Source organism: Sphingobacterium spiritivorum ATCC 33861, assembly GCF_000143765.1.
GTDB lineage: Bacteria > Bacteroidota > Bacteroidia > Sphingobacteriales > Sphingobacteriaceae > Sphingobacterium > Sphingobacterium spiritivorum.
The window spans coordinates 813,405-831,861 of the sequence record NZ_GL379770.1; the positions used below are offsets into that span (position 1 = coordinate 813,405).

13 protein-coding genes are annotated in these 18,457 nt (G+C 40.8%); 10 read left to right on the forward strand and 3 right to left on the reverse strand.

Annotated features, from left to right (window positions below; translation table 11 throughout):
- The first annotated feature begins 79 nt into the window (after window positions 1-79).
- The 5 genes from HMPREF0766_RS03720 (at window position 80) to HMPREF0766_RS03740 (ending at window position 7,298) form a co-directional block, all read left to right on the forward strand.
- The gene (locus HMPREF0766_RS03720) at window positions 80-1,048 is read left to right on the forward strand and encodes a FecR family protein (RefSeq protein WP_002993859.1); all 969 of its coding nucleotides are present in this window, start codon (window positions 80-82) and stop codon (window positions 1,046-1,048) included.
- Between the two features lie 144 nt (window positions 1,049-1,192).
- On the forward strand, window positions 1,193-4,480 hold the full coding sequence (locus HMPREF0766_RS03725; RefSeq protein ID WP_236590553.1) for a TonB-dependent receptor: 3,288 nt from the start codon (window positions 1,193-1,195) through the stop codon (window positions 4,478-4,480).
- Between the two features lie 264 nt (window positions 4,481-4,744).
- On the forward strand, window positions 4,745-6,109 hold the full coding sequence (locus HMPREF0766_RS03730; protein ID WP_002993861.1) for a hypothetical protein: 1,365 nt from the start codon (window positions 4,745-4,747) through the stop codon (window positions 6,107-6,109).
- 55 nt (window positions 6,110-6,164) lie between these two features.
- The gene (locus HMPREF0766_RS03735) at window positions 6,165-6,971 is read left to right on the forward strand and encodes a hypothetical protein (RefSeq protein ID WP_002993862.1); all 807 of its coding nucleotides are present in this window, start codon (window positions 6,165-6,167) and stop codon (window positions 6,969-6,971) included.
- A gap of 12 nt (window positions 6,972-6,983) precedes the next feature.
- On the forward strand, window positions 6,984-7,298 hold the full coding sequence (locus HMPREF0766_RS03740) for a hypothetical protein (RefSeq protein ID WP_002993863.1): 315 nt from the start codon (window positions 6,984-6,986) through the stop codon (window positions 7,296-7,298).
- Window positions 7,299-7,391: 93 nt separating this feature from the next.
- Here the strand turns inward: HMPREF0766_RS03740 and HMPREF0766_RS03745 are convergent, their stop codons facing one another.
- From HMPREF0766_RS03745 to HMPREF0766_RS03755, 3 genes are all read right to left on the reverse strand, one after another.
- On the reverse strand, window positions 7,392-8,741 hold the full coding sequence (locus HMPREF0766_RS03745) for a S41 family peptidase (RefSeq protein ID WP_002993864.1): 1,350 nt from the start codon (window positions 8,739-8,741) through the stop codon (window positions 7,392-7,394).
- A 137-nt stretch (window positions 8,742-8,878) separates the two neighbouring features.
- Window positions 8,879-9,316: an RrF2 family transcriptional regulator gene (locus HMPREF0766_RS03750; protein ID WP_002993866.1), complete on the reverse strand. Its 438-nt coding sequence runs from the start codon at window positions 9,314-9,316 to the stop codon at window positions 8,879-8,881.
- A 24-nt stretch (window positions 9,317-9,340) separates the two neighbouring features.
- Window positions 9,341-9,724 (reverse strand): cupin domain-containing protein, encoded by a 384-nt coding sequence (locus HMPREF0766_RS03755; RefSeq protein WP_002993867.1) that lies wholly within the window; start codon window positions 9,722-9,724, stop codon window positions 9,341-9,343.
- A 128-nt stretch (window positions 9,725-9,852) separates the two neighbouring features.
- Here HMPREF0766_RS03755 and HMPREF0766_RS03760 point away from each other — a divergent pair, with 128 nt between their 5' ends.
- From HMPREF0766_RS03760 to HMPREF0766_RS03780, 5 genes are all read left to right on the forward strand, one after another.
- Window positions 9,853-10,245: a group III truncated hemoglobin gene (locus tag HMPREF0766_RS03760; RefSeq protein ID WP_002993868.1), complete on the forward strand. Its 393-nt coding sequence runs from the start codon at window positions 9,853-9,855 to the stop codon at window positions 10,243-10,245.
- 653 nt (window positions 10,246-10,898) lie between these two features.
- Window positions 10,899-13,073 carry an Ig-like domain-containing protein gene (locus tag HMPREF0766_RS03765; RefSeq protein WP_138944196.1) on the forward strand — a complete coding sequence of 725 codons (2,175 nt, stop codon included), beginning with the start codon at window positions 10,899-10,901 and terminating at the stop codon, window positions 13,071-13,073.
- Window positions 13,074-13,120: 47 nt separating this feature from the next.
- Window positions 13,121-13,438 carry a DUF4974 domain-containing protein gene (locus tag HMPREF0766_RS03770; protein ID WP_002993871.1) on the forward strand — a complete coding sequence of 106 codons (318 nt, stop codon included), beginning with the start codon at window positions 13,121-13,123 and terminating at the stop codon, window positions 13,436-13,438.
- An 83-nt stretch (window positions 13,439-13,521) separates the two neighbouring features.
- Window positions 13,522-16,821, forward strand: coding sequence for a SusC/RagA family TonB-linked outer membrane protein (locus HMPREF0766_RS03775; RefSeq protein ID WP_002993872.1), 3,300 nt, complete (start codon window positions 13,522-13,524; stop codon window positions 16,819-16,821).
- Between the two features lie 53 nt (window positions 16,822-16,874).
- Entirely contained in the window at window positions 16,875-18,437 is a 1,563-nt protein-coding gene (locus HMPREF0766_RS03780; protein WP_052646373.1) for a RagB/SusD family nutrient uptake outer membrane protein, read from the forward strand.
- The last annotated feature ends 20 nt before the right edge of the window (window positions 18,438-18,457 follow it).

Sequence of the window (18,457 nt, forward strand, 5' to 3'; positions counted from 1 at the left end):
TTCTTTCATATAAGCTTAATGATTTCTTGAAGTACTTTTTATCCTTTTTGCTGACATATAAGTAAAAGGGACAAAAAAAGTGAAAACCAGAATATTCAACTTATTAATACAACGGTATCGGGACGGAAGTGCCACAGCTGATGAACGTCAGCTAGTCGATCGTTGGTATGAGCAGCTTGACCGGGAGCAACTTCCGGAAAAAAGTATATCTGAAAATCTTCAGCACCGTATTTACGGAGAAATCTGTAGTCATATTGACGGTGCTACCGTACGTCAGGTCGGATCTATGATCTCCTGGAAATTTGTCGTCAGTATAGCTGCCAGCCTCTTCATCTGTCTGGGTGTGATGTGGTGGATGACGGCTCAGGATCAAATCCCGTTGCAACATATGGTGGCCGATCCGGAAATCAGAGTATTCGAAACTATAGCGGGAGAGCGTAAGCAAGTAATTCTTCCGGACAGTTCAGTCATCACCTTAAACAGCATGACGCGGCTTAAACTGGATGTAGCCAGTTTCAATAAAACAAACCGGCAACTGGAGCTTTCGTATGGAGAAGCATTTTTCGATGTGAGACGTGATACATTACGACCTTTTATTGTTACTTCAGGAGCGCTGCAGACTCAGGTGCTGGGCACTTCTTTTACGATCAGGTCTTATACAGATCTTCCGGAACAGACTGTAGCTGTATTCTCAGGCAGAGTGCAGGTAAAACGCAATGATCAGATGTTGGGGATATTAATAAAAGGTCAGCAGATCCGGTATGATAAATCAAATGAAAACAGTACCACAGAATCATTCGATCTGGAAAACAGAAATGCCTGGATTATCGGTAAAACATATCTGAATAAGGCTTCATTTGAAGAACTTGCACTCACTATCCGCAACAATTACGGGGTAACCTTGCAGACCACAAATACCCGTATAGCGGATCAACAATATACATTGTCCATTCAGAAACAAATCTCTCTGGACGATCTCTTACAGGTCATCACGACCGTTCACCATAATAAATTCAGAAAGGAGGGCGACGTCGTGATGATCTATTAAATCAAAAAAGAGTCAACGACTGCCATCGTTAACCCTTTTTCGCACAGGATCGCTCCTGATTTTTATAACTGTACTAAAAAACTGTGAAGTCATTAATACATAATCAAATTTATGCAATTTAATTTATACTACCTCAAATTTATAATGAGAACCCTATTACTATCAGGCCTGATGATGGTATTCCTTATGGAAATGTTACTGGCTAATAGCGTAAATGCCCAATTATTAAAAAAGAAAATTACGATTTCCGTGACAGGAAAGAATACGGCGGAAGCATTGAGACACCTGGAAGGTCATCAGATATTTATTGCTTATGATCCGGGTAAATTGAATCTGGATCTGAAAGCTACACGAAGCCGCAAATTTGTCAACAGTACAGTCGAAGATGTACTGAAACATATCTTATCCGGCACCGGAGTAGGATATGAAGAGGTAGGGAGTTATATTATGCTTCAACCATTGGTTGTACAGCAGCCCGGACGTTTATCGGGACGTATTATTGATGAAAGAGGACTGGGCCTGCCGAATGCAACGATCAGGATAGTAGAACTGAACCGCAATGCACAGAGTGGGATAGACGGCAGCTATTCGTTAAGGATCCCGGCAGGGAAATATACATTGGAAGTAAGCTACATCTCGTATCAGACACAGCGCATCAGCAATGTGCAGGTACAATCAGGGGATATCACAGCACTCAATATAGCTATGGTCGCACAGACCGCTCAGTTGGCAGAGGCAGTAGTGAATACTTCGTTTAAGAAAGCGTCGGTAGCCGGACTCTATGCAGCACAAAAAAATGCAGCTTCAGTTACAGACGGGATTTCAGCAGAACAGATTGCCCGTACTCCGGACAATGATATGGGACAGGTGCTGAAGCGTGTCACGGGTCTGACTACTGTAGATAATAAAAACGTAGTCGTGAGAGGGATGTCTGAACGATATAATCAGGCAATGCTGGATGGAGTCGTGATCCCCAGTACCTCCATGAATAAACGTAATTTTTCTTTTGATATCATTCCGACAGAAATGGTCAGTAATGTAGTTGTCAATAAGACTGCTACACCGGATATGTCATCTGAATTTTCAGGTGGTCAGGTATCAGTGAATACACTGGATATTCCTACGCAGAATTTCACTTCTATTCAGGTGGGTACAGGGACGAATTCACAGACACTGGGCAAAGATTTTTATCATCTCGGAAAACGATACAACAGCGAATACTTTGGCTTTTACAATTCTTCTGCCAAGCTTCCTGACGGAATGACTCCCTGGTATTGGACATCGGGTGTAGAAGTACCTCCGCCTGGTATTCCGGGACAGACGGATGATCTCACATTGCTGCCGAATGATCCTCGTCCGTACAGCTCCCTGGATGCTATAGCACAGTCCAGACGCTTAAGTGCCGAGCCTCTTAAGTTGAATAAATACAAAGGAATGCCCAATCAGAATTACCGGTTTTCATTAGGACGTGTGTATGATCTGGAAAACGGAATGAAACTTGGTTTTGCAGCAAGCGCCAATATTCGCAATGAGCAGAATATTGTGAAATTCAATAACGTAAGAAGCTCAAACCGGGGCGGATTTCATTTTATAGATAGTGTAGGATTGGGTCAGAATGGTGCGGGAACTTCCTATCGTTTTAACAGCAGCAGCGGTCTTGTGGCTAATATCGGATTACAAGGAAAGGATTTTAAGGTGTCTTCCAAAAATATGTATGCCCGTACCTACAATTCAAACTATAATGAGGCTACACGATTGAATTATGAAGATCTTGAGCAAGCTCCGTTCAGAGAGCAGTATCAGCTGCCTGAGGCGATGTCTCTGCAGCAACATCAGCTGAATGTAGAATATCTCTTGCCCTGGTCTGTCAAAATGGAAGCAATGGGAGCTGTCAACAAGATCGAACAGCAGATTCTGGATGAGCGTAAATTAAGATACACATTGACAACTATTGTTGATGGTCAGCCGTATTTTCAAACCCCAAATTTACGCCTGCCCTCCCAAATAGGAGGTGATAATCTCTCCAGAGATTCGCGTATGTGGACAAATGTTGATGAAACAGATTACAACTGGAAGTTTGACTTTTCGAAAAGATTCGCTACGGGAGCAAACATCAGTACGCTGGTTAAATTAGGTTATCAGGGCTGGTCGAAGAACCGGTCTCTCGATGTATTCCGGATGTTGCCTGCTGCGGCAAGGGGAAGTAATATTGAACAACCTTATGAAGTGATCTTAGACCCTCAAAATATAGGTAAAGAAATCAATCAGGCTTATTACTGGGCGGAGAATATCAATGGCCGGATTTTCAATGGCGATATGAAAAACCATGCGGGCTACCTCATGGCGGATCAGAAGTTATGGGAAAAATTACGTCTGGTATATGGGGTACGGATGGAATATTACCGTCTGAATAATCAACAGGCAGAGTATTGGGACAGAACATCAGGTGTAGTGAATAAGTATCTGGAGTACAGAGATCTGGTAGAAGATAAGAATTGGAGAGCATTGCCTTCTGTTAATGCAACTTACAGTGTGACCAATGATTTCAATGTGCGAGCAAGTTATTCGCGGACTGCCATACGTCCCGATTTCAGAGAAACTTCCTTCTTTGGTTTTTATGATTATGAACTGGATGCGAATATCTCGGGCGGACTTATGACGTCATCGTTAGTAGATAATGCCGATATACGATTCGAATGGTATCCCGGTGCCGGAGAAATAATCTCGCTGACAGGTTATTACAAATATCTGGACAAACCTGTAGAGCTGGTGATGGATCCCAGATTGAATACGCAGAAATACTTTGTCTTTGTCAATATGGAATCTGCCCGAAATCTGGGTGTTGAAATGGAGGTGCGTAAAAATCTAAGCTTTGTGTCTTCTCAGGAATGGCTGTCCAAGTTTTATGTATATGCCAACGGTACACTGCTCAAATCTTCTGTCAAGACACTTAGCCCGTGGTACGTAGATGCCAATCAGGATAATGCATTGGTACAGGCTAAAGGTGCTGATCAGGATCGTCCGCTAATGGGGCAGTCTCCGTGGTTGTTGAATCTGGGGCTGGGCTACTGGGGAGACTATTATGGAGCTACGGCCAGTTACAATCAAAGGGGGCCGCGTACTAATCTGGCAAATACCAGCCCGAATCTCGTCGAATATGAACTGGCTCCTCGTCAGCTGGATTTTCAGATATATGCCCGCTTATTCAAAAAGAAAGCAGAAATCAAATTTAATATGGCTAACCTGCTTAACGAATGGACACGATTCTATACAAATACGGAAGCCTATGAAATGATAACACCAGGGAAAGAAGCTGATGGTTTTCGTCTGGTAAAAGGAGATAATAAGTATAACAAAGGTGACGGAGATACGATTACTTATCGTAAACAGGATGGTCGTCGTTTTAATTTGTCTTTTACCTACAATTTTTAGGAATGAATATAAATACCTTTTTTAAAGAGGGTTAAAAATAGAAAACAGGCTTGCGCGAGGCAGGCAAAAAATAATAATCCTGTGATCCTCCTATGAAGAATAAGTTCCGCGAATTGTCAAAATACAATCGGGAAGATAAGTAAAACTAAAAAAAGGTGAAGGGATTATGCAAGCTATACTACTGAACGTTATTTGCTGTCCGGCTCAGTAGCATAGTTCACAAATTGTCTATAGGCAGCAAAGTTATTAAATTATTAACAAAGCATGAAAAAGTTTTTATTCGCGGCATCTGTATGCGCAATCGCATTAGCCTCATGTAACAAAGACAACCTGGCACCACAGGCAGATTTCAAAGCAGGTCTACCGGCTAAACCTCAGGCACACGTTCCTGTAGATGTAAATGGTTTGATCACTAAATCATTTCTGTCAAAAGATACGGTATGGTTGATCGATGGTGTTTCTTTTGTAGCACCCGGACAAACGCTTACAATTGAAGCAGGTACTTTTCTTACTTCAGGTAATGTGAAATCTTATAATGACGAGGTGTATGGTGCTCAAAATATCCGCGGGGTATTGGTCGTTCCTAAAACTGCGAAGTTGAATGCCATCGGTACTGCAGCTGCTCCGATTGTATTTACATCTCCTAATGCTTCGGGTAGCCGCAATCCGGGTGATTTTGGTGGTGTGATTATGTTGGGTAATGCTACAACGAACCAGCCGGCTACAACACGTATCGAGGGTGTACCTGCGCCTATTGGTGTAGATGTAACTTACGGTGGAAGTAATCCTGCTGATAACTCCGGTACATTGAAGTATGTGCGTATCGAGTTTGCTGGTTATAATCTGACTGAGAACAATGAGATCAACGGTCTGACTTTAGGTGGTGTCGGTAACGGTACTACTTTGGAAAACATTCAGGTATCCTGGGGTAAAGATGATGGTTTTGAGTTTTTCGGAGGTACCGTTAATGCGAAATATTTAGTTGCCTCTTCAAATGACGATGATGATTTCGATTTTGATTTCGGATATACCGGTACTATCCAATATGCATTGTCTCTTAAAGATCCTAACGCTACTAACAGTGTTTCCGGCGGAAATTCTGATTCTAATGGTTTAGAGTCTGATAACAATGGTGCAGGTGATGCCAGCAGACTGCCATTGACTAATCCTAAATTGAGAAACTTTACGTTCCTGGGTATTAAAGACGCAGCTGTTGCTGCAACCAAACTTAAGTATGGTAACCGTTGGAGAAGAGCTTCCTCACTGGATATCGAAAGTTCGATCATCGCAGGTTATGCTACAGGAGCTAGTTTCGAAAGCATTTCAGGAGGTAATTTCAGTAACAATGTCGTACATGGATATGCTGCTGCATTCAATGGTTCTGCTCCGGGATCAGGCAACTCGACAACAGTTTCTTCTGATGCAACCTCTTATCTTGCATTAGCAGGTGGTACTAATATTTTCTACCCTGTATCAGGTGGATTTAATCCTTTTGTTTTACGTCCTACAGCTACTTCACCAGCTTACGGAACCGGAACTTCATATAAAGGAGCTATCGATCCTGCTGTGACTAATCCTTCGCAGGTGTGGACATTCGGATGGACGCAGTTTTCACCGAAAACATATTAATCATAATCTATATAGCCTGTCGAAAATTGCTTCGGCAGGCTTTATTTAACTCTATATGAATAGAAAAATAGTTTGCTTTTTATTACTGATCTGCGTATTAGTAATCACAGGTTGTCGAAAAGCTGAAGAAGTCAATTCGTTCACTGCATTAAGTACAGTTCAGTTTACTAATAAACAAGCTGACGGATATGAAATAAAAATAGGAAAGGAAACTATTCCCTTCAATATTTTGAAAAAAATAATCAAGACTGATTCTGTGGAAGTCAGCGTTGTAAGTCTGGCCTCAAAGGCGGAGGTGTTGAAACAGTACATAAAATTAGAAGATAATATAAACACGTTTACCTTGTTAAAAATGGATCCCGCCGATGAACAAACGGTCGTACTGATGAAAGGGAATGGCGGGATTGAAGGAGTGGAGCCGGAGCCGGGTAAAATCAAAGTTAAATTTGTGAATTACAATAAAGAACTGGCTTCCAATGCAGCAGCTATACATCTGGTATTTCAGGAGTTAAAGGAATTTGACTTCGGCATGTTTATGTCCGTATATTATGATATCAGTACAGATACGGTGTTCAATGTAAGCAGAAAAGTGCCAACAGATTATACTGCACTTCCTGTTAAAAGTCCTCAGGTCAGGAGTACCGATTATGTGGGGAGATTTCTCGTCTTGAAGGCAGATAAAAAACCATTATTAAAAGATGGAGAACCTGTATATCTTTATTTGGAGAGTTCAAATACATCTGCAGGTATTTTTATATCAACGATTCCTGACGGAATAATTTCCAAGAAGGAAGATTATTTTGATACCTGGACTCCTTCTCCGGGATGGGCATATCCATTTAGTAATTTTTTGATTAAATAAAACGGAAAAAATATGAAGGGAATTAATTCACTTAAACACCAGCAGATGAAACAGGTATTGGTGGATCTCGAACATTTACTGCGGTCAGAACACGAAGTGTCTACAGCTTATGATATCAGAAAAAGTCGCGAATCGCTTGTTGCCTTACATCAGCAGTACCGAGATACATTGAATCTACTGGAAGTAATAATCAAAAAGTATGAACAGGAATCATACCATATCCGGACTGCTTATCTTGCGAGACCTGTTCGTCGTTTGCAAAGAACTCCACACGCTATGGTGGATATCCGTCAGCTGGTCAATATGATTAATTCCCTGGCTAAATAATATAAAGAATTTTTGGGTAAAGGTTGATTATGGGTCATTTTCTTGAGGAGGTGGCCCTGTTTTATTTTTGATAAGAGCATAATTCTTTCCGCATTATTCGGAAAGGATAATGGGCCTGTACCCTTTAGTATCGGAGCGATAAAGTAATTGTCCCTCCTTACTGACAGTTGCCTTTTGCAAAGATGTATTTCGGGAAGAGGAGGTTCTGTTAAGGACAAAAGCTACATATGGATCCTGTTCGGATCCGAACGGATACAAGGGTAAGGAATTATGGTCAGAGATGGCATATCGGGGGATCAGGCCTTCACTGTAATCACCTTTATTGTTTTTGTTGTACAACTTGTACACCAGAGGAAGGATATGCCAGCTTTCGGCAGAGCCATTTATATTATCCGGTGAAGTCAATGTAACAGAGGCCATATCTTTACCCATGGTCGTCTCTCCGATGTGTATAATTTCTACGTAAGGGCTTAAGTTGTTAATTAACAATTCTGCTGCTGAAGCTGTATAGGAAGTGCTTAAGATGTGGATTCTGCTGAGTTGAAGGCTTTTTGAACGCAGGTCTTCTGCAGTAAAGCTGTATCCGTCGGGTTGCCTGCTGAGTGACTGCGCAAAACTCAGGCGTTGCAAACCTAAAGAAGCATTGCCCTGATACATAAGGAAAGTGTCATCTGCCTGCACTTTTGCCAGGAGCAGGGAGCAAAATGCTGCGAAAGATACCTGTCCGCCGGCATTGTATCGCATATCCAGTATTAACTCCGTTATTTTTTTCTGCCTGAAGTCTTCTGCCACCCGTATAAGATCGTAAGCTCCGCTGAAATCGAATTGACTAAGGTATATATACCCGTAGGTTTTGTCCTGCTGTTGGATAATGCGATGTGTATATACTACGGGCTGAGCGATATAGGCAGATGCCAGTTGTAATGTTACTCCGGACTGCAGAGTTAGCCGGAGTGTATTCCTGCTAAGCGCTTTCTGTGTAAGATCTGAAACATTGGAGGGAGTGAGAAATTGATCATTCCATGCTGTAATCGTATCTCCCCGGGAGAGTCCGGATTGCTGAGCCTGAGAATAGGGGACTACCTGACTGATGATATTGTGAATGTTTCCGTTTTGAGAAATCTGGATGAAATCAAAACCAAAAGTATTCGCCAGAGTATTCCCGTAGGTACTGATGTTTTTGGTTTGCAGAATGGAGGAAAAGTGATCCTGTGGAACCAACAGCGATTTGAAATAGATATCGGGTGAGGTCTCATCCGTCTTACCGGAAGGAAGCTGATTGTTCCAGTAATAGTAGTGCTTCATCTGAGCCATTATCCACTGATTGACGGCTTTATGTGTTCCGGCAGGAGCGGGGTCATCTTCTTTTTTACAGCCTGTAAACAGGCTGATTGCAAGTGTAGAAAGTATGATAGCAGAACGAAGATGACACAGACTTTTCATGTATTAAAATTAATGAAGTTGTGTATTCTTTTATGTTATGTTTTGGTTAACAAATGGTATCTTATTTTCCCGCTTACTGTTGGCGGATTTTTACCCTATGCAATTTCGAGAATTATGTTAATCGCTCCTGACTGATCTTATTTTGATAAGGTAAAATTACCTTGGATCAGATCCATGTTAAACTGTCCTATACTAGTCTCTTGCAGCATTACGGATAACTTTTTTCTTATCTTTTTGAAATCATGATGTAAAGGGCAGGGGTTTTCCTTAGAACAATAATCGAGTCCCATAGCACATCCTTCAAACAGCTGCGAACCGTCAATACTCCTTACAATATCTGCCAGCGGTCGTTTTGTGTCTTCCGGGTCCATATAGAAGCCGCCGTTCGGACCTTTGGCCGATCGGATCAGTCCTTCTTTACTGAGTTGCTGCAGAATTTTTCCCAGAAAAGCTTCCGGTGATTTAATCGCTTCTGCAATTTCCCGTATGCCGGCCTTTTCTCCCTGCTGGCTGCATTGAGCTATATACATCACGGCGCGAAGCGCATATTCGCAGGTTTTTGAAAAAATCCCCATTTTTATAAAACACTTACTATTCTGTTATTCACTTGTATTTACGACTTCCTGAACACGTTTTGCTGTGTCCGAATGACTAATGGAAAGTCTGATGATTGTATCTTCAGTTGCTGTGAGATCATGTGGAATATTGCTCTCCAGTCCGATTATATCGCCGCTTTTCATGTCATAGATTTCAGTGGCTATACCCAACCTTATTGCACCTTGTACGATATGAATAACTATAGGGAACGGACTTTTATGCGTTTTCATCAGTTGGTTGTTCTTCATGCAAATGCGTATTTCCTTAGTAGCGGAAGTTTCCAGAATAACCTTGATATCGGGTTTTTCAGCACCATATTGCAGATGCTCATAAATGGATCGTATAGCCTTATGATATACGGTTGATTGATTGGTGTGAATAGCCATAACCTGTCCTTATTTTCGTTTTTAAAGATACATAAAATAATAAAGGATAAAAAAGTCTTTTATTATTTTTATCTTTGTTCTGTGAGAAGAGATTTTGCATTTTATGTTGTTAAATTAAGAATGAGAGTATGGCAAAGCAGGATATCAGAACACTGGAAGATGTTAAATTGTTGGTCAATACATTTTACGGTCGCGTACAACAGGATACACTTATAGGACCTATTTTTAATACGATTCTGGATGGTCGCTGGGAAGCTCATCTGGAAAAAATGTATGGTTTCTGGCAGACACTTTTACTGGATCAGCACAGCTATTTCGGCAGTCCGTTTCCTCCCCATGCAACTTTGCCTGTTGAAGCGGATCATTTTGATGCCTGGCTAAACCTCTGGACAAATACGGTGCGCGAATTTTTTGAAGGAGAAAAAGCAGAAGAAGCTATCCTGAGAGGAGAAAAAATGGCAACGATGTTCCTTTCTAAAATCACGTATTATCGAAATACGAATGCAAGGCCTTTAAGCTGAGACAGAACAGCTGTGTCACAAAAATAATATGCTGAACTTAATCAGGCAGTCCTCGGTTTGCTGCTGCTGAATAGGATAGAAGTGGTATATTGAGTTCGCCTGCATCTGCCAACTATTTTCTGTGCTGACCTAAATCTTTTTTAGAGATACTCCCCTGAAGCCGGATTTTTTAATTCAGTTCTTCCTCCACAAACGTATTTTTTCCATTTATTTTTATAACTGTCATTTGGTCGCGCTGCATATAACATCAGTAAGGTTTACCTGCATTTTTAGTTTTTGTTTCTAATGAAGCGAATTCTTCCTTTCCTTTTGTTACATATTTAATTAATCTTATTGTCCGATTAGGAAATGAAGTTTCTTTATTATATTTTCTAATCACACCGTTGTTGTGTCAAAAATACACTTATTAATAACCTAATTGGATATAATAATATTTTTAACATAATTAAAATCCAATAGCTTAATTAGTTGTTAAAATATATATTCTTTGTTTATTTAAATCAAAGTTTATATTTTACATTTGTAGTGGAATATGCGCATGAGGCTTTAGGGTTAGGTGCCTTTTACTTGTATTCCGGCCTACTTCTATGAAAAACATTATATATCCTAACCTAAATACGTTTACGCTTTAATAAAACACATCGTCATTACCTATGAAGTTGAAGTGGTGTTATCTGATCTGTATGCTTGCATTGCTATTCTATGGAATGGCTGGGACAGCGTATGCACAGCGGGTATATGCCAATAGTTTCAATTCTTCCACCGATGTAGATCTGGGATGTGTGCTTGTTGTATGTGGAAGTGTGAATAATGGCGGAAATGCTGTTAGTCCTACCCAGATTGCAGCTAATAATCCCTCAACAATTGTATCTCCACTGGTATTATCGGCTACTATGCAGAATGTAAGATTTACTGGTGCTAATGCTTTACCAAGCTATGTTACTCCAGTCATGGTCAAACTTAAAATGAATGCTTCTTTATTGAGTTTGATTAATTCCATCAGTCTCCAAAGAACTAATGGCAACGTAAGTACTCCGGTTGGTACAGAATATTCTGCAGGCTATTTACTTGATCTTTTAGGAATAGGAGGGGTAGGACAGCAAGAATTAACGGTTATCTTGCCCGTAGTCGGATCTGCTCAGGCCAATGACGGAATACGGGTGAAGGTAGGATCGGCAGTATCTCTAGGGTTGTCAGCCAGTCTTTATTATGCTTATTATATCATTCCTCCAACGGTTACTTCTGCTACATTAAATTTGTGTGGCAATGTCGCTGGTTCGTTTACGATTAGCAATTTTCAATCCGGATATACCTATAAACTTTATACTGCCGCAGTAGATGGTACCGAGGTTTCCGGAGTATCGACAACTACTAATACCCTGGCCATTCCGGGTACTTTGGCTGCAGGAACATATTATCTGGAAGCAAGAGAGACAAATACCTATCCATCAGCAAGAACTCCTGTTACAATTGTTCGAAGTACATTGCCGGATGCTCCGACTATTCCTAATGTAACGACTTGTGCAGGTACATCAGCTACGCTTACGGTTAGTTCGCCAGTTGCGGGTATTAGTTACAGGTGGTATACAGCAGCTTCGGGAGGAACAGCTTTGACGACAGCAAATAGCTATACAATTTCGAATCCTACGACGACCACCACCTATTATGTGGAGGGATATAATGCGACTACCGGTTGTATCAGTGCCAGCCGTACCGCAGTGACTTTGACGGTGAATCCATTACCTGCAGCTCCGGCTATTCCTAATGTGACGACTTGTGCAGGTACATCAGCTACGCTTACAATTAGCTCTCCTGTTGGGGGAACAACGTATAACTGGTACACGGTATCCACAGGAGGCACTTCGGTGAATACTGGACCTACGTACACAATTTCCAATCCTGCAACAACAACGACTTACTATGTGGAAGCTGTAAGTGCAGGTTGTATCAGCGCCAGTCGTACTGCAGTGACTTTGACGGTGAATCCATTACCTGCAGCTCCGACAGTTCCAGGTAAAGCTACTTGTATTGGAACTTCAACTACGTTATCTGTTTCGTCTCCGGTAGCCGGGGCAACATATCGCTGGTATACAACCTCTACCGGCGGGACTTCATTTTTCACGGGAACAGATTATACGATTACTAATCCTGCTGTCACGGTCACGTATTATGTAGAGGCATCAAATGCAGGTTGTGTCAGCACTTCACGTACTGCAGTGACACTGACCGTCAATCCATTGCCTGTAGCGCCTACAGTTCCAAATACGGCAACTTGTTCAGGTACATCAGTTCTGCTATCTGTGAGTTCTCCGGTGGCCGGAATTATTTATCGCTGGTATACTTCAGCTGGTGGAGGTACGGTATTGAATACAGGAACAAATTATATTATTTCCAATCCTACTGTTACTACGACATATTACGTCGAAGCTTTTAATGAAACAACAGGTTGCACGAGTTTGACCCGTACAGCTGTGACACTGACCATCAATCCTTTACCTTCTGTCACATTGTCTCCTTCTCCGAGAATCTGTGAAGGAGATCTGAACGCATCTTTACCTTTTGTTGTTGCTAATGGGGGTAATCAATATAAAATCACCTGGGATCCGGGTACACCTGTATCTTTTCAAAACGTAACAAACTGGACGAATCTTACTGGTAATTCTATTACCGTCAGTGTTCCGGGAAATGCTTCATATGGTGTCTATACGGGTAAGGTCTCCATTTACAATTCTGTAAATGGTTGTGAAGGGTCATTGCAGTCATTCAGTATCAATATATACCCTGCTCAGGGAAAAACGCATTTAACAATTCAAAATATTATCAATTAATAACTATGGAAAATCAACAAAATATTAACATCAATTAAGTAATCAATATGAAAAGAAAAATTCAAAAAATAAGAGCCGGCGTGATCGCTTTGCTTTTATGTTCAGGAACAGCCGTATGGGGGCAAAGTATCAGTAATCCGCCTTTAAATGTAGGACCTTCGACCTCTGTCACAGATGCCGGGCGTGTCACTGCTATTACTCCCGTACTAGATGTACAGTATGCTAAGGAGGGTAGCAGGTACATCACATTCAGCGGTAAAATATCCAGATACGCAGATGTAGAAAAAGTACTTGAACTACTGCAGAGTACAAGTACCTTAAAATTCAGAATTATAAACCGAACAATTATTGTAAATCAAAATTAATGCTTATGGACTGATAGACCAATTACCAGATTTCACACAATTATACTCTTTAAATAACCAATTTAAATTACTTCTTAAAAATCATGAGGTTAAATGTTTTTAAACTAGCCCGGGCTATGTGCGTGGCTTTAATGGTCACCTATTGCTCTATTTCGGCTGCCGGACAAGGTGTAGTGACCCTTAAAAAGCAAAAAATACGAGCATCAGAACTTATTAAAATTATTAATAAGCAGACTGGATACAATATATTATACTCTAATCAGATATTTAATGATAAAAAAATACTTAATGTTGAATTTGATGAGGCAGACATCCATAAAGTGATGAGCATTCTGCTTGATCAATCCGGTCTTCAATATAAGATCAGGGATAATACGATCTTAATCAATCAAATCAACCATAATGAGGAAACTTCTTCTTTTAAAAATGCTAATTCGTTTCAGCAAATAGTTTCCGGGAAAATTTCGAATGATAAAGGAGAGCCTCTTCAGGGAGCTTCGGTGTCTATAAAAGGCACCAGCATCGGGATATCTACAGATGCAGAAGGTCGTTTTACATTGGCTCAGGCCAAAGTAAACGATGTGCTTGAGATACGTTTTGTGGGTTATCAGACGAAGAGTTATACGATTACTTCTACTGCACATCCTGTAGAACTATCGCTGACGGCAGACGATAATTTACTGGATGCTGTGGTCGTGACCGCTTTAGGTATTAAGAGACAAGCTAAAGCTTTGAACTATGAAGTACAGACCTTAAAAAGAGATGATCTGACAGCTGTACAAAGCGCAAATTTCACCAATAGCCTGAATGGAAAGGTGGCGGGTGTCAATATAAATGCCAGTGCTTCAGGGATTGGCGGATCTACCCGGGTAGTGATGCGGGGAGTTAAATCTATTAGTCAGTTTGCCAATAATAATGTTTTATATGTAATTGACGGAGTTCCTTTGCTTAATAAGTCTTCCGGAGGATCTTCTACAGGCGTGTTTGGTGATATAGCGGGTACAGAAAGTATTGCTGACATGAATCCTGATGATTTCGAGAGTGTGAGCGTATTGACCGGACCTGCCGGCGCGGCATTATATGGAAATGCTGCCGCAAACGGAGTTATCCTGATTACGACAAGAAAGGGATCCAAAGAAGGATTCAAATTGAATTATTCTAATAATACTTCTGTAATGTCCCCTTTTGTAAAACCGGAATTCCAGACCACATATGGTAACAGAGTCGGAGAATACGAAAGCTGGGGCAGCAGGCTGGTTGAACCCAGTACGTATGATCCTTTTGAGTTTTTTAATACCGGTGTTCAGCAGATCAATTCTTTAAATAGCTCTATAGGAAATGAAAAACAACAGACTTTTATTTCATTCTCTTCTACAAATGGAAAAGGTGTTATTCCGAATAATAAATATAACCGCTATAATTTTAGCTTAAAAAACTCAGCTTCCTTTCTGAATGATAAGGTTACGACAGATTTTTCTGCTTCCTATGTCAAACAGGCTGATCAAAACATGGCTTCTCAGGGACAATATTTTAATCCTCTGGTTTCGCTGTATCTTTTTCCGAGAAATGATGATTTTGATGCAATCAGGTATTACGAAAGGTATAGTGTTTCCAACAATTACTTTACCCAGTACTGGCCGTATGGAGATCAAAGTTTGCAGATGCAAAATCCATATTGGATAACTAATCGTATGCTTTTTCAAAATACACGCAACAGATACATGATCTCCGGTAATGTTACGTATAATATTGCTCAGGGTATAAGTGTATCTGCACGTGGGCGTATTGATAATACGGACGGAGATGTTACGCGTAAATATTATGCTTCCACAGCGCCTAATTTTGCAAAAGCAAATGGCTATTACTCCTGGGCAAATCAAAAAGTATTGCAGACCTATACCGATGTTATCGGGACATTCAACAGAAAATATAATGATGTAAGCGTAAACTTAAATCTGGGTAGTTCTTATGTAAAGGAAAAAACAACAACAGATGGTGTCAGCGGACATCTGGCAACAGTTCCCAATCTTTTTTCTATTCGTAATATAAATGTGTTCAATACGCTCGTTACTCCATTTGATAATAAAGCCACTATCGGAGTATTCGGAAGCGCAGAGATCGGATATAAGGACTACATTTTCTTATCTGCTACCGGCCGGCAGGACTGGTCGTCCCGTCAGGTTAATTCTACAGAAGAATCTTTCTTTTATCCATCTGTAGGTGTTTCGGCTATATTATCCGATATGTTTCAAATACCTAAATCGACTTTAAGTTATTTGGAGGTAAGGGCTAATTATTCATCTGTAGGTCTGCCTTTGGATGCTTTGGGAATTACTCCCGGCACAGTCACTTATCCTATTAACAATGGGTCAGTCACTCCGATTACCATCTATCCGTTTCCAAATTTCAAAGCACAGCGAACAAAAACATATGAAGCAGGTGTCAATGTTAAATTATTCGAAAACAAACTTGGGTTAGACGTTACACTTTATAAGTCAAATACCTATGATCAGTTGTTTCTGGGTACATTACCGGGCGGTACAGGATATTCCGGATTTTATGCGCAGGTGGGAAATATTGGTAACAAAGGAATAGAGGCCAGTCTTACTTATAATTTGAAACACAATGATCTCAGTTACGGTACAGGACTTACCTATACCTTAAACCGTAATAAGGTGATCGAAATGGTCCGTGACTATCCTAATCCTGTCGACGGGACATCTTTTAACCTGACTGAACTTACAGTGGACGGAAGTCTGATTAGAGAAGGTGGACAGGTAGGAGATATCTACACCCGGAGTTTTCTGGCTACCGATCAAAATGGTAAAATTTATATAGATCCTGCAGGAAATTTTTCAATAGTGAATGTGGACAATGTAAGATTGGGAACCGTAAATCCGGATTATACACTTGGATGGCGGAATGATATTGCTTATAAAAATTTCAATTTGGGTTTTATGGTATTTGCCAGAGTAGGTGGAATTGTTTTATCACAGACTCAGGCTTTATTGGATCAATATGGCGTGTCTAAGAAGAGTGCTGTTGACAGAGACAAAGGAGGGATAATGATCAATGGCGGGCTGTATTCAGACGTCGAAAACTACTATAAGACTGTCGCTCAGCTGGAAGCATTCAATACGTATGATGCCACCAATGTTAGGCTACAGGAAGTGTCATTAAGCTACAGATTGCCTAAGAAACTGTTAAACAACAGAATTGGTCTTACATTTTCTGTGACCGGCAATAATCTCCTGATGCTCTATAACAAGGCTCCTTTTGATCCTCAATTAACCGGGTCTACAGGTACCTTTTACCAGGGTATTGATTATTTCATGATGCCAAGTCTCAGAAGTTTCGGATTTGGTCTTAAAATTCAATTATAAAAGAAATTATTATGTGTAGCAAAAGAAAATATTTGGCTTTCACTGTGATGTTAATGTTTACAATATCATTTGTTGCATTATCATGCAGAAAGGAATTTGAAAAAATAAATACCAATCCTTATCAGCCTACTGATACCATGCTTAATTATAATAACCTGAAGGTTGGTGTATTTTTTCCACAGCTTGCTAAGGCTGTTATCACTATTGGTACTCCTGCAGAAGATACCGGCCCTGTTAACAATTATCAGATTGCAATAGACCTGGGTGTCAATAACTGGGCTGGATATACAGCGGCCAGAAGTGAAAAATTTAATGGAGGAAATAATCTGACTACTTATTTTTTTAACGATGGTTGGGTAAATGGAACCTACAACAGGCGTACTGCTGATATTTTCAATCCCTGGCTCTCTATTAAACAGGCCACAGGAACTTCAGCACCACATTTGTTTGCCATAGCTCAGATTATGAAAATTGCAGCTTATCACCAGTCTACAGATATGTTTGGTCCCATGCCATATAAAAATGTCGGATCCGGGTCTTTCACGGTAGCCTATGATTCGCAACAGGAGATATACAATTCTTTTTTTGCGGAGCTTACAGAAGCTGTTAATGTATTGAGACCATTTGCCGCTGGTGACCCGCTTATCCCTCAGTATGATGTTGTCTATGAAGGGAATGTAAAAAAGTGGATCCAATTTGCCAATTCACTTATGTTGCGTCTGGCTATCCGGCTGTCCTATGCCGATCCGGCAATGGCCAGAAAATTTGCCGAGCAGGCCGTAGCCGATCCGGGAGGATTGATCACAGATGTAGCGGATGCAGCCAAAATGAGAGCAGGGGCCGGGGAAAGTTTTATGAACCCTCTGGAGACGCTTTGGAAAGGTTATAAAGATTCCAGAGCGGGAGCTTCTATAGCAGTCTATCTCAAAGGATATAAAGATCCGCGTTTGCCAAAATACATACAGGCAACGACGATTAATGGCGTTCAGGATTATTATGGAGTACGCACAGGTGTTGCCATAACCAGTCCTGAATATGAACAGTTTTCGTCTCCAAACGTACTTTCTGAAACCCCCTTATATTGGCTTATGGCGTCTGAAGTTAGTTTTCTAAGAGCTGAAGGGGCATTAAGAGGCTGGGCAATGGGTGGTACTGCAGACAGGTTTTATAATGAAGGTATTCAAAAGTCATTTCAGGAAAATGCAGTTAATAATAGCGCTTATGCAGAGGATGCTGTCAGTAATCCGGCCAGTTATATAGATCCGTTGAGTGCAGGCAGAAATGCTCCTTCACCGACAACAGTTACCATCAAATGGGATAATGCAGATGGATTTGAACGGAAACTGGAACGAATTATTACACAAAAATGGATTGCCTTGTTCCCAAACGGGCCTGAGGCCTGGGCTGAATACCGTCGTACGGGTTATCCGAAACTTATTCCGATTACGTTGAACAGAAGTGCCGGTGTGATTAGTTCGGCTACCGGAGTAAAAAGGATGGTTTACCCTTTGGCGGAGTATACGTTGAATGGAAATAATGTAAGGACAGCTGTGCAAAGTCTTTTGGGACAACCCGATAACGGAGCATCAAAAGTATGGTGGGATAAGAAGCCTTAAACTATAATAGATAACTTAAG

Bases quoted from the DNA above. Each gene is read 5' to 3' on its own strand.
- HMPREF0766_RS03725 (WP_236590553.1), top strand. From the start codon at position 1,193: ATGAGAACCCTATTACTATCAGGCCTGATGATGGTATTCCTTATGGAA.
- HMPREF0766_RS03730 (WP_002993861.1), top strand. From the start codon at position 4,745: ATGAAAAAGTTTTTATTCGCGGCATCTGTATGCGCAATCGCATTAGCC.
- HMPREF0766_RS03735 (WP_002993862.1), top strand. From the start codon at position 6,165: ATGAATAGAAAAATAGTTTGCTTTTTATTACTGATCTGCGTATTAGTA.
- HMPREF0766_RS03740 (WP_002993863.1), top strand. From the start codon at position 6,984: ATGAAGGGAATTAATTCACTTAAACACCAGCAGATGAAACAGGTATTG.
- HMPREF0766_RS03745 (WP_002993864.1), bottom strand. From the start codon at position 8,741: ATGAAAAGTCTGTGTCATCTTCGTTCTGCTATCATACTTTCTACACTT.
- HMPREF0766_RS03750 (WP_002993866.1), bottom strand. From the start codon at position 9,316: ATGGGGATTTTTTCAAAAACCTGCGAATATGCGCTTCGCGCCGTGATG.
- HMPREF0766_RS03755 (WP_002993867.1), bottom strand. From the start codon at position 9,724: ATGGCTATTCACACCAATCAATCAACCGTATATCATAAGGCTATACGA.
- HMPREF0766_RS03760 (WP_002993868.1), top strand. From the start codon at position 9,853: ATGGCAAAGCAGGATATCAGAACACTGGAAGATGTTAAATTGTTGGTC.
- HMPREF0766_RS03765 (WP_138944196.1), top strand. From the start codon at position 10,899: ATGAAGTTGAAGTGGTGTTATCTGATCTGTATGCTTGCATTGCTATTC.
- HMPREF0766_RS03770 (WP_002993871.1), top strand. From the start codon at position 13,121: ATGAAAAGAAAAATTCAAAAAATAAGAGCCGGCGTGATCGCTTTGCTT.
- HMPREF0766_RS03775 (WP_002993872.1), top strand. From the start codon at position 13,522: ATGAGGTTAAATGTTTTTAAACTAGCCCGGGCTATGTGCGTGGCTTTA.
- HMPREF0766_RS03780 (WP_052646373.1), top strand. From the start codon at position 16,875: ATGTTTACAATATCATTTGTTGCATTATCATGCAGAAAGGAATTTGAA.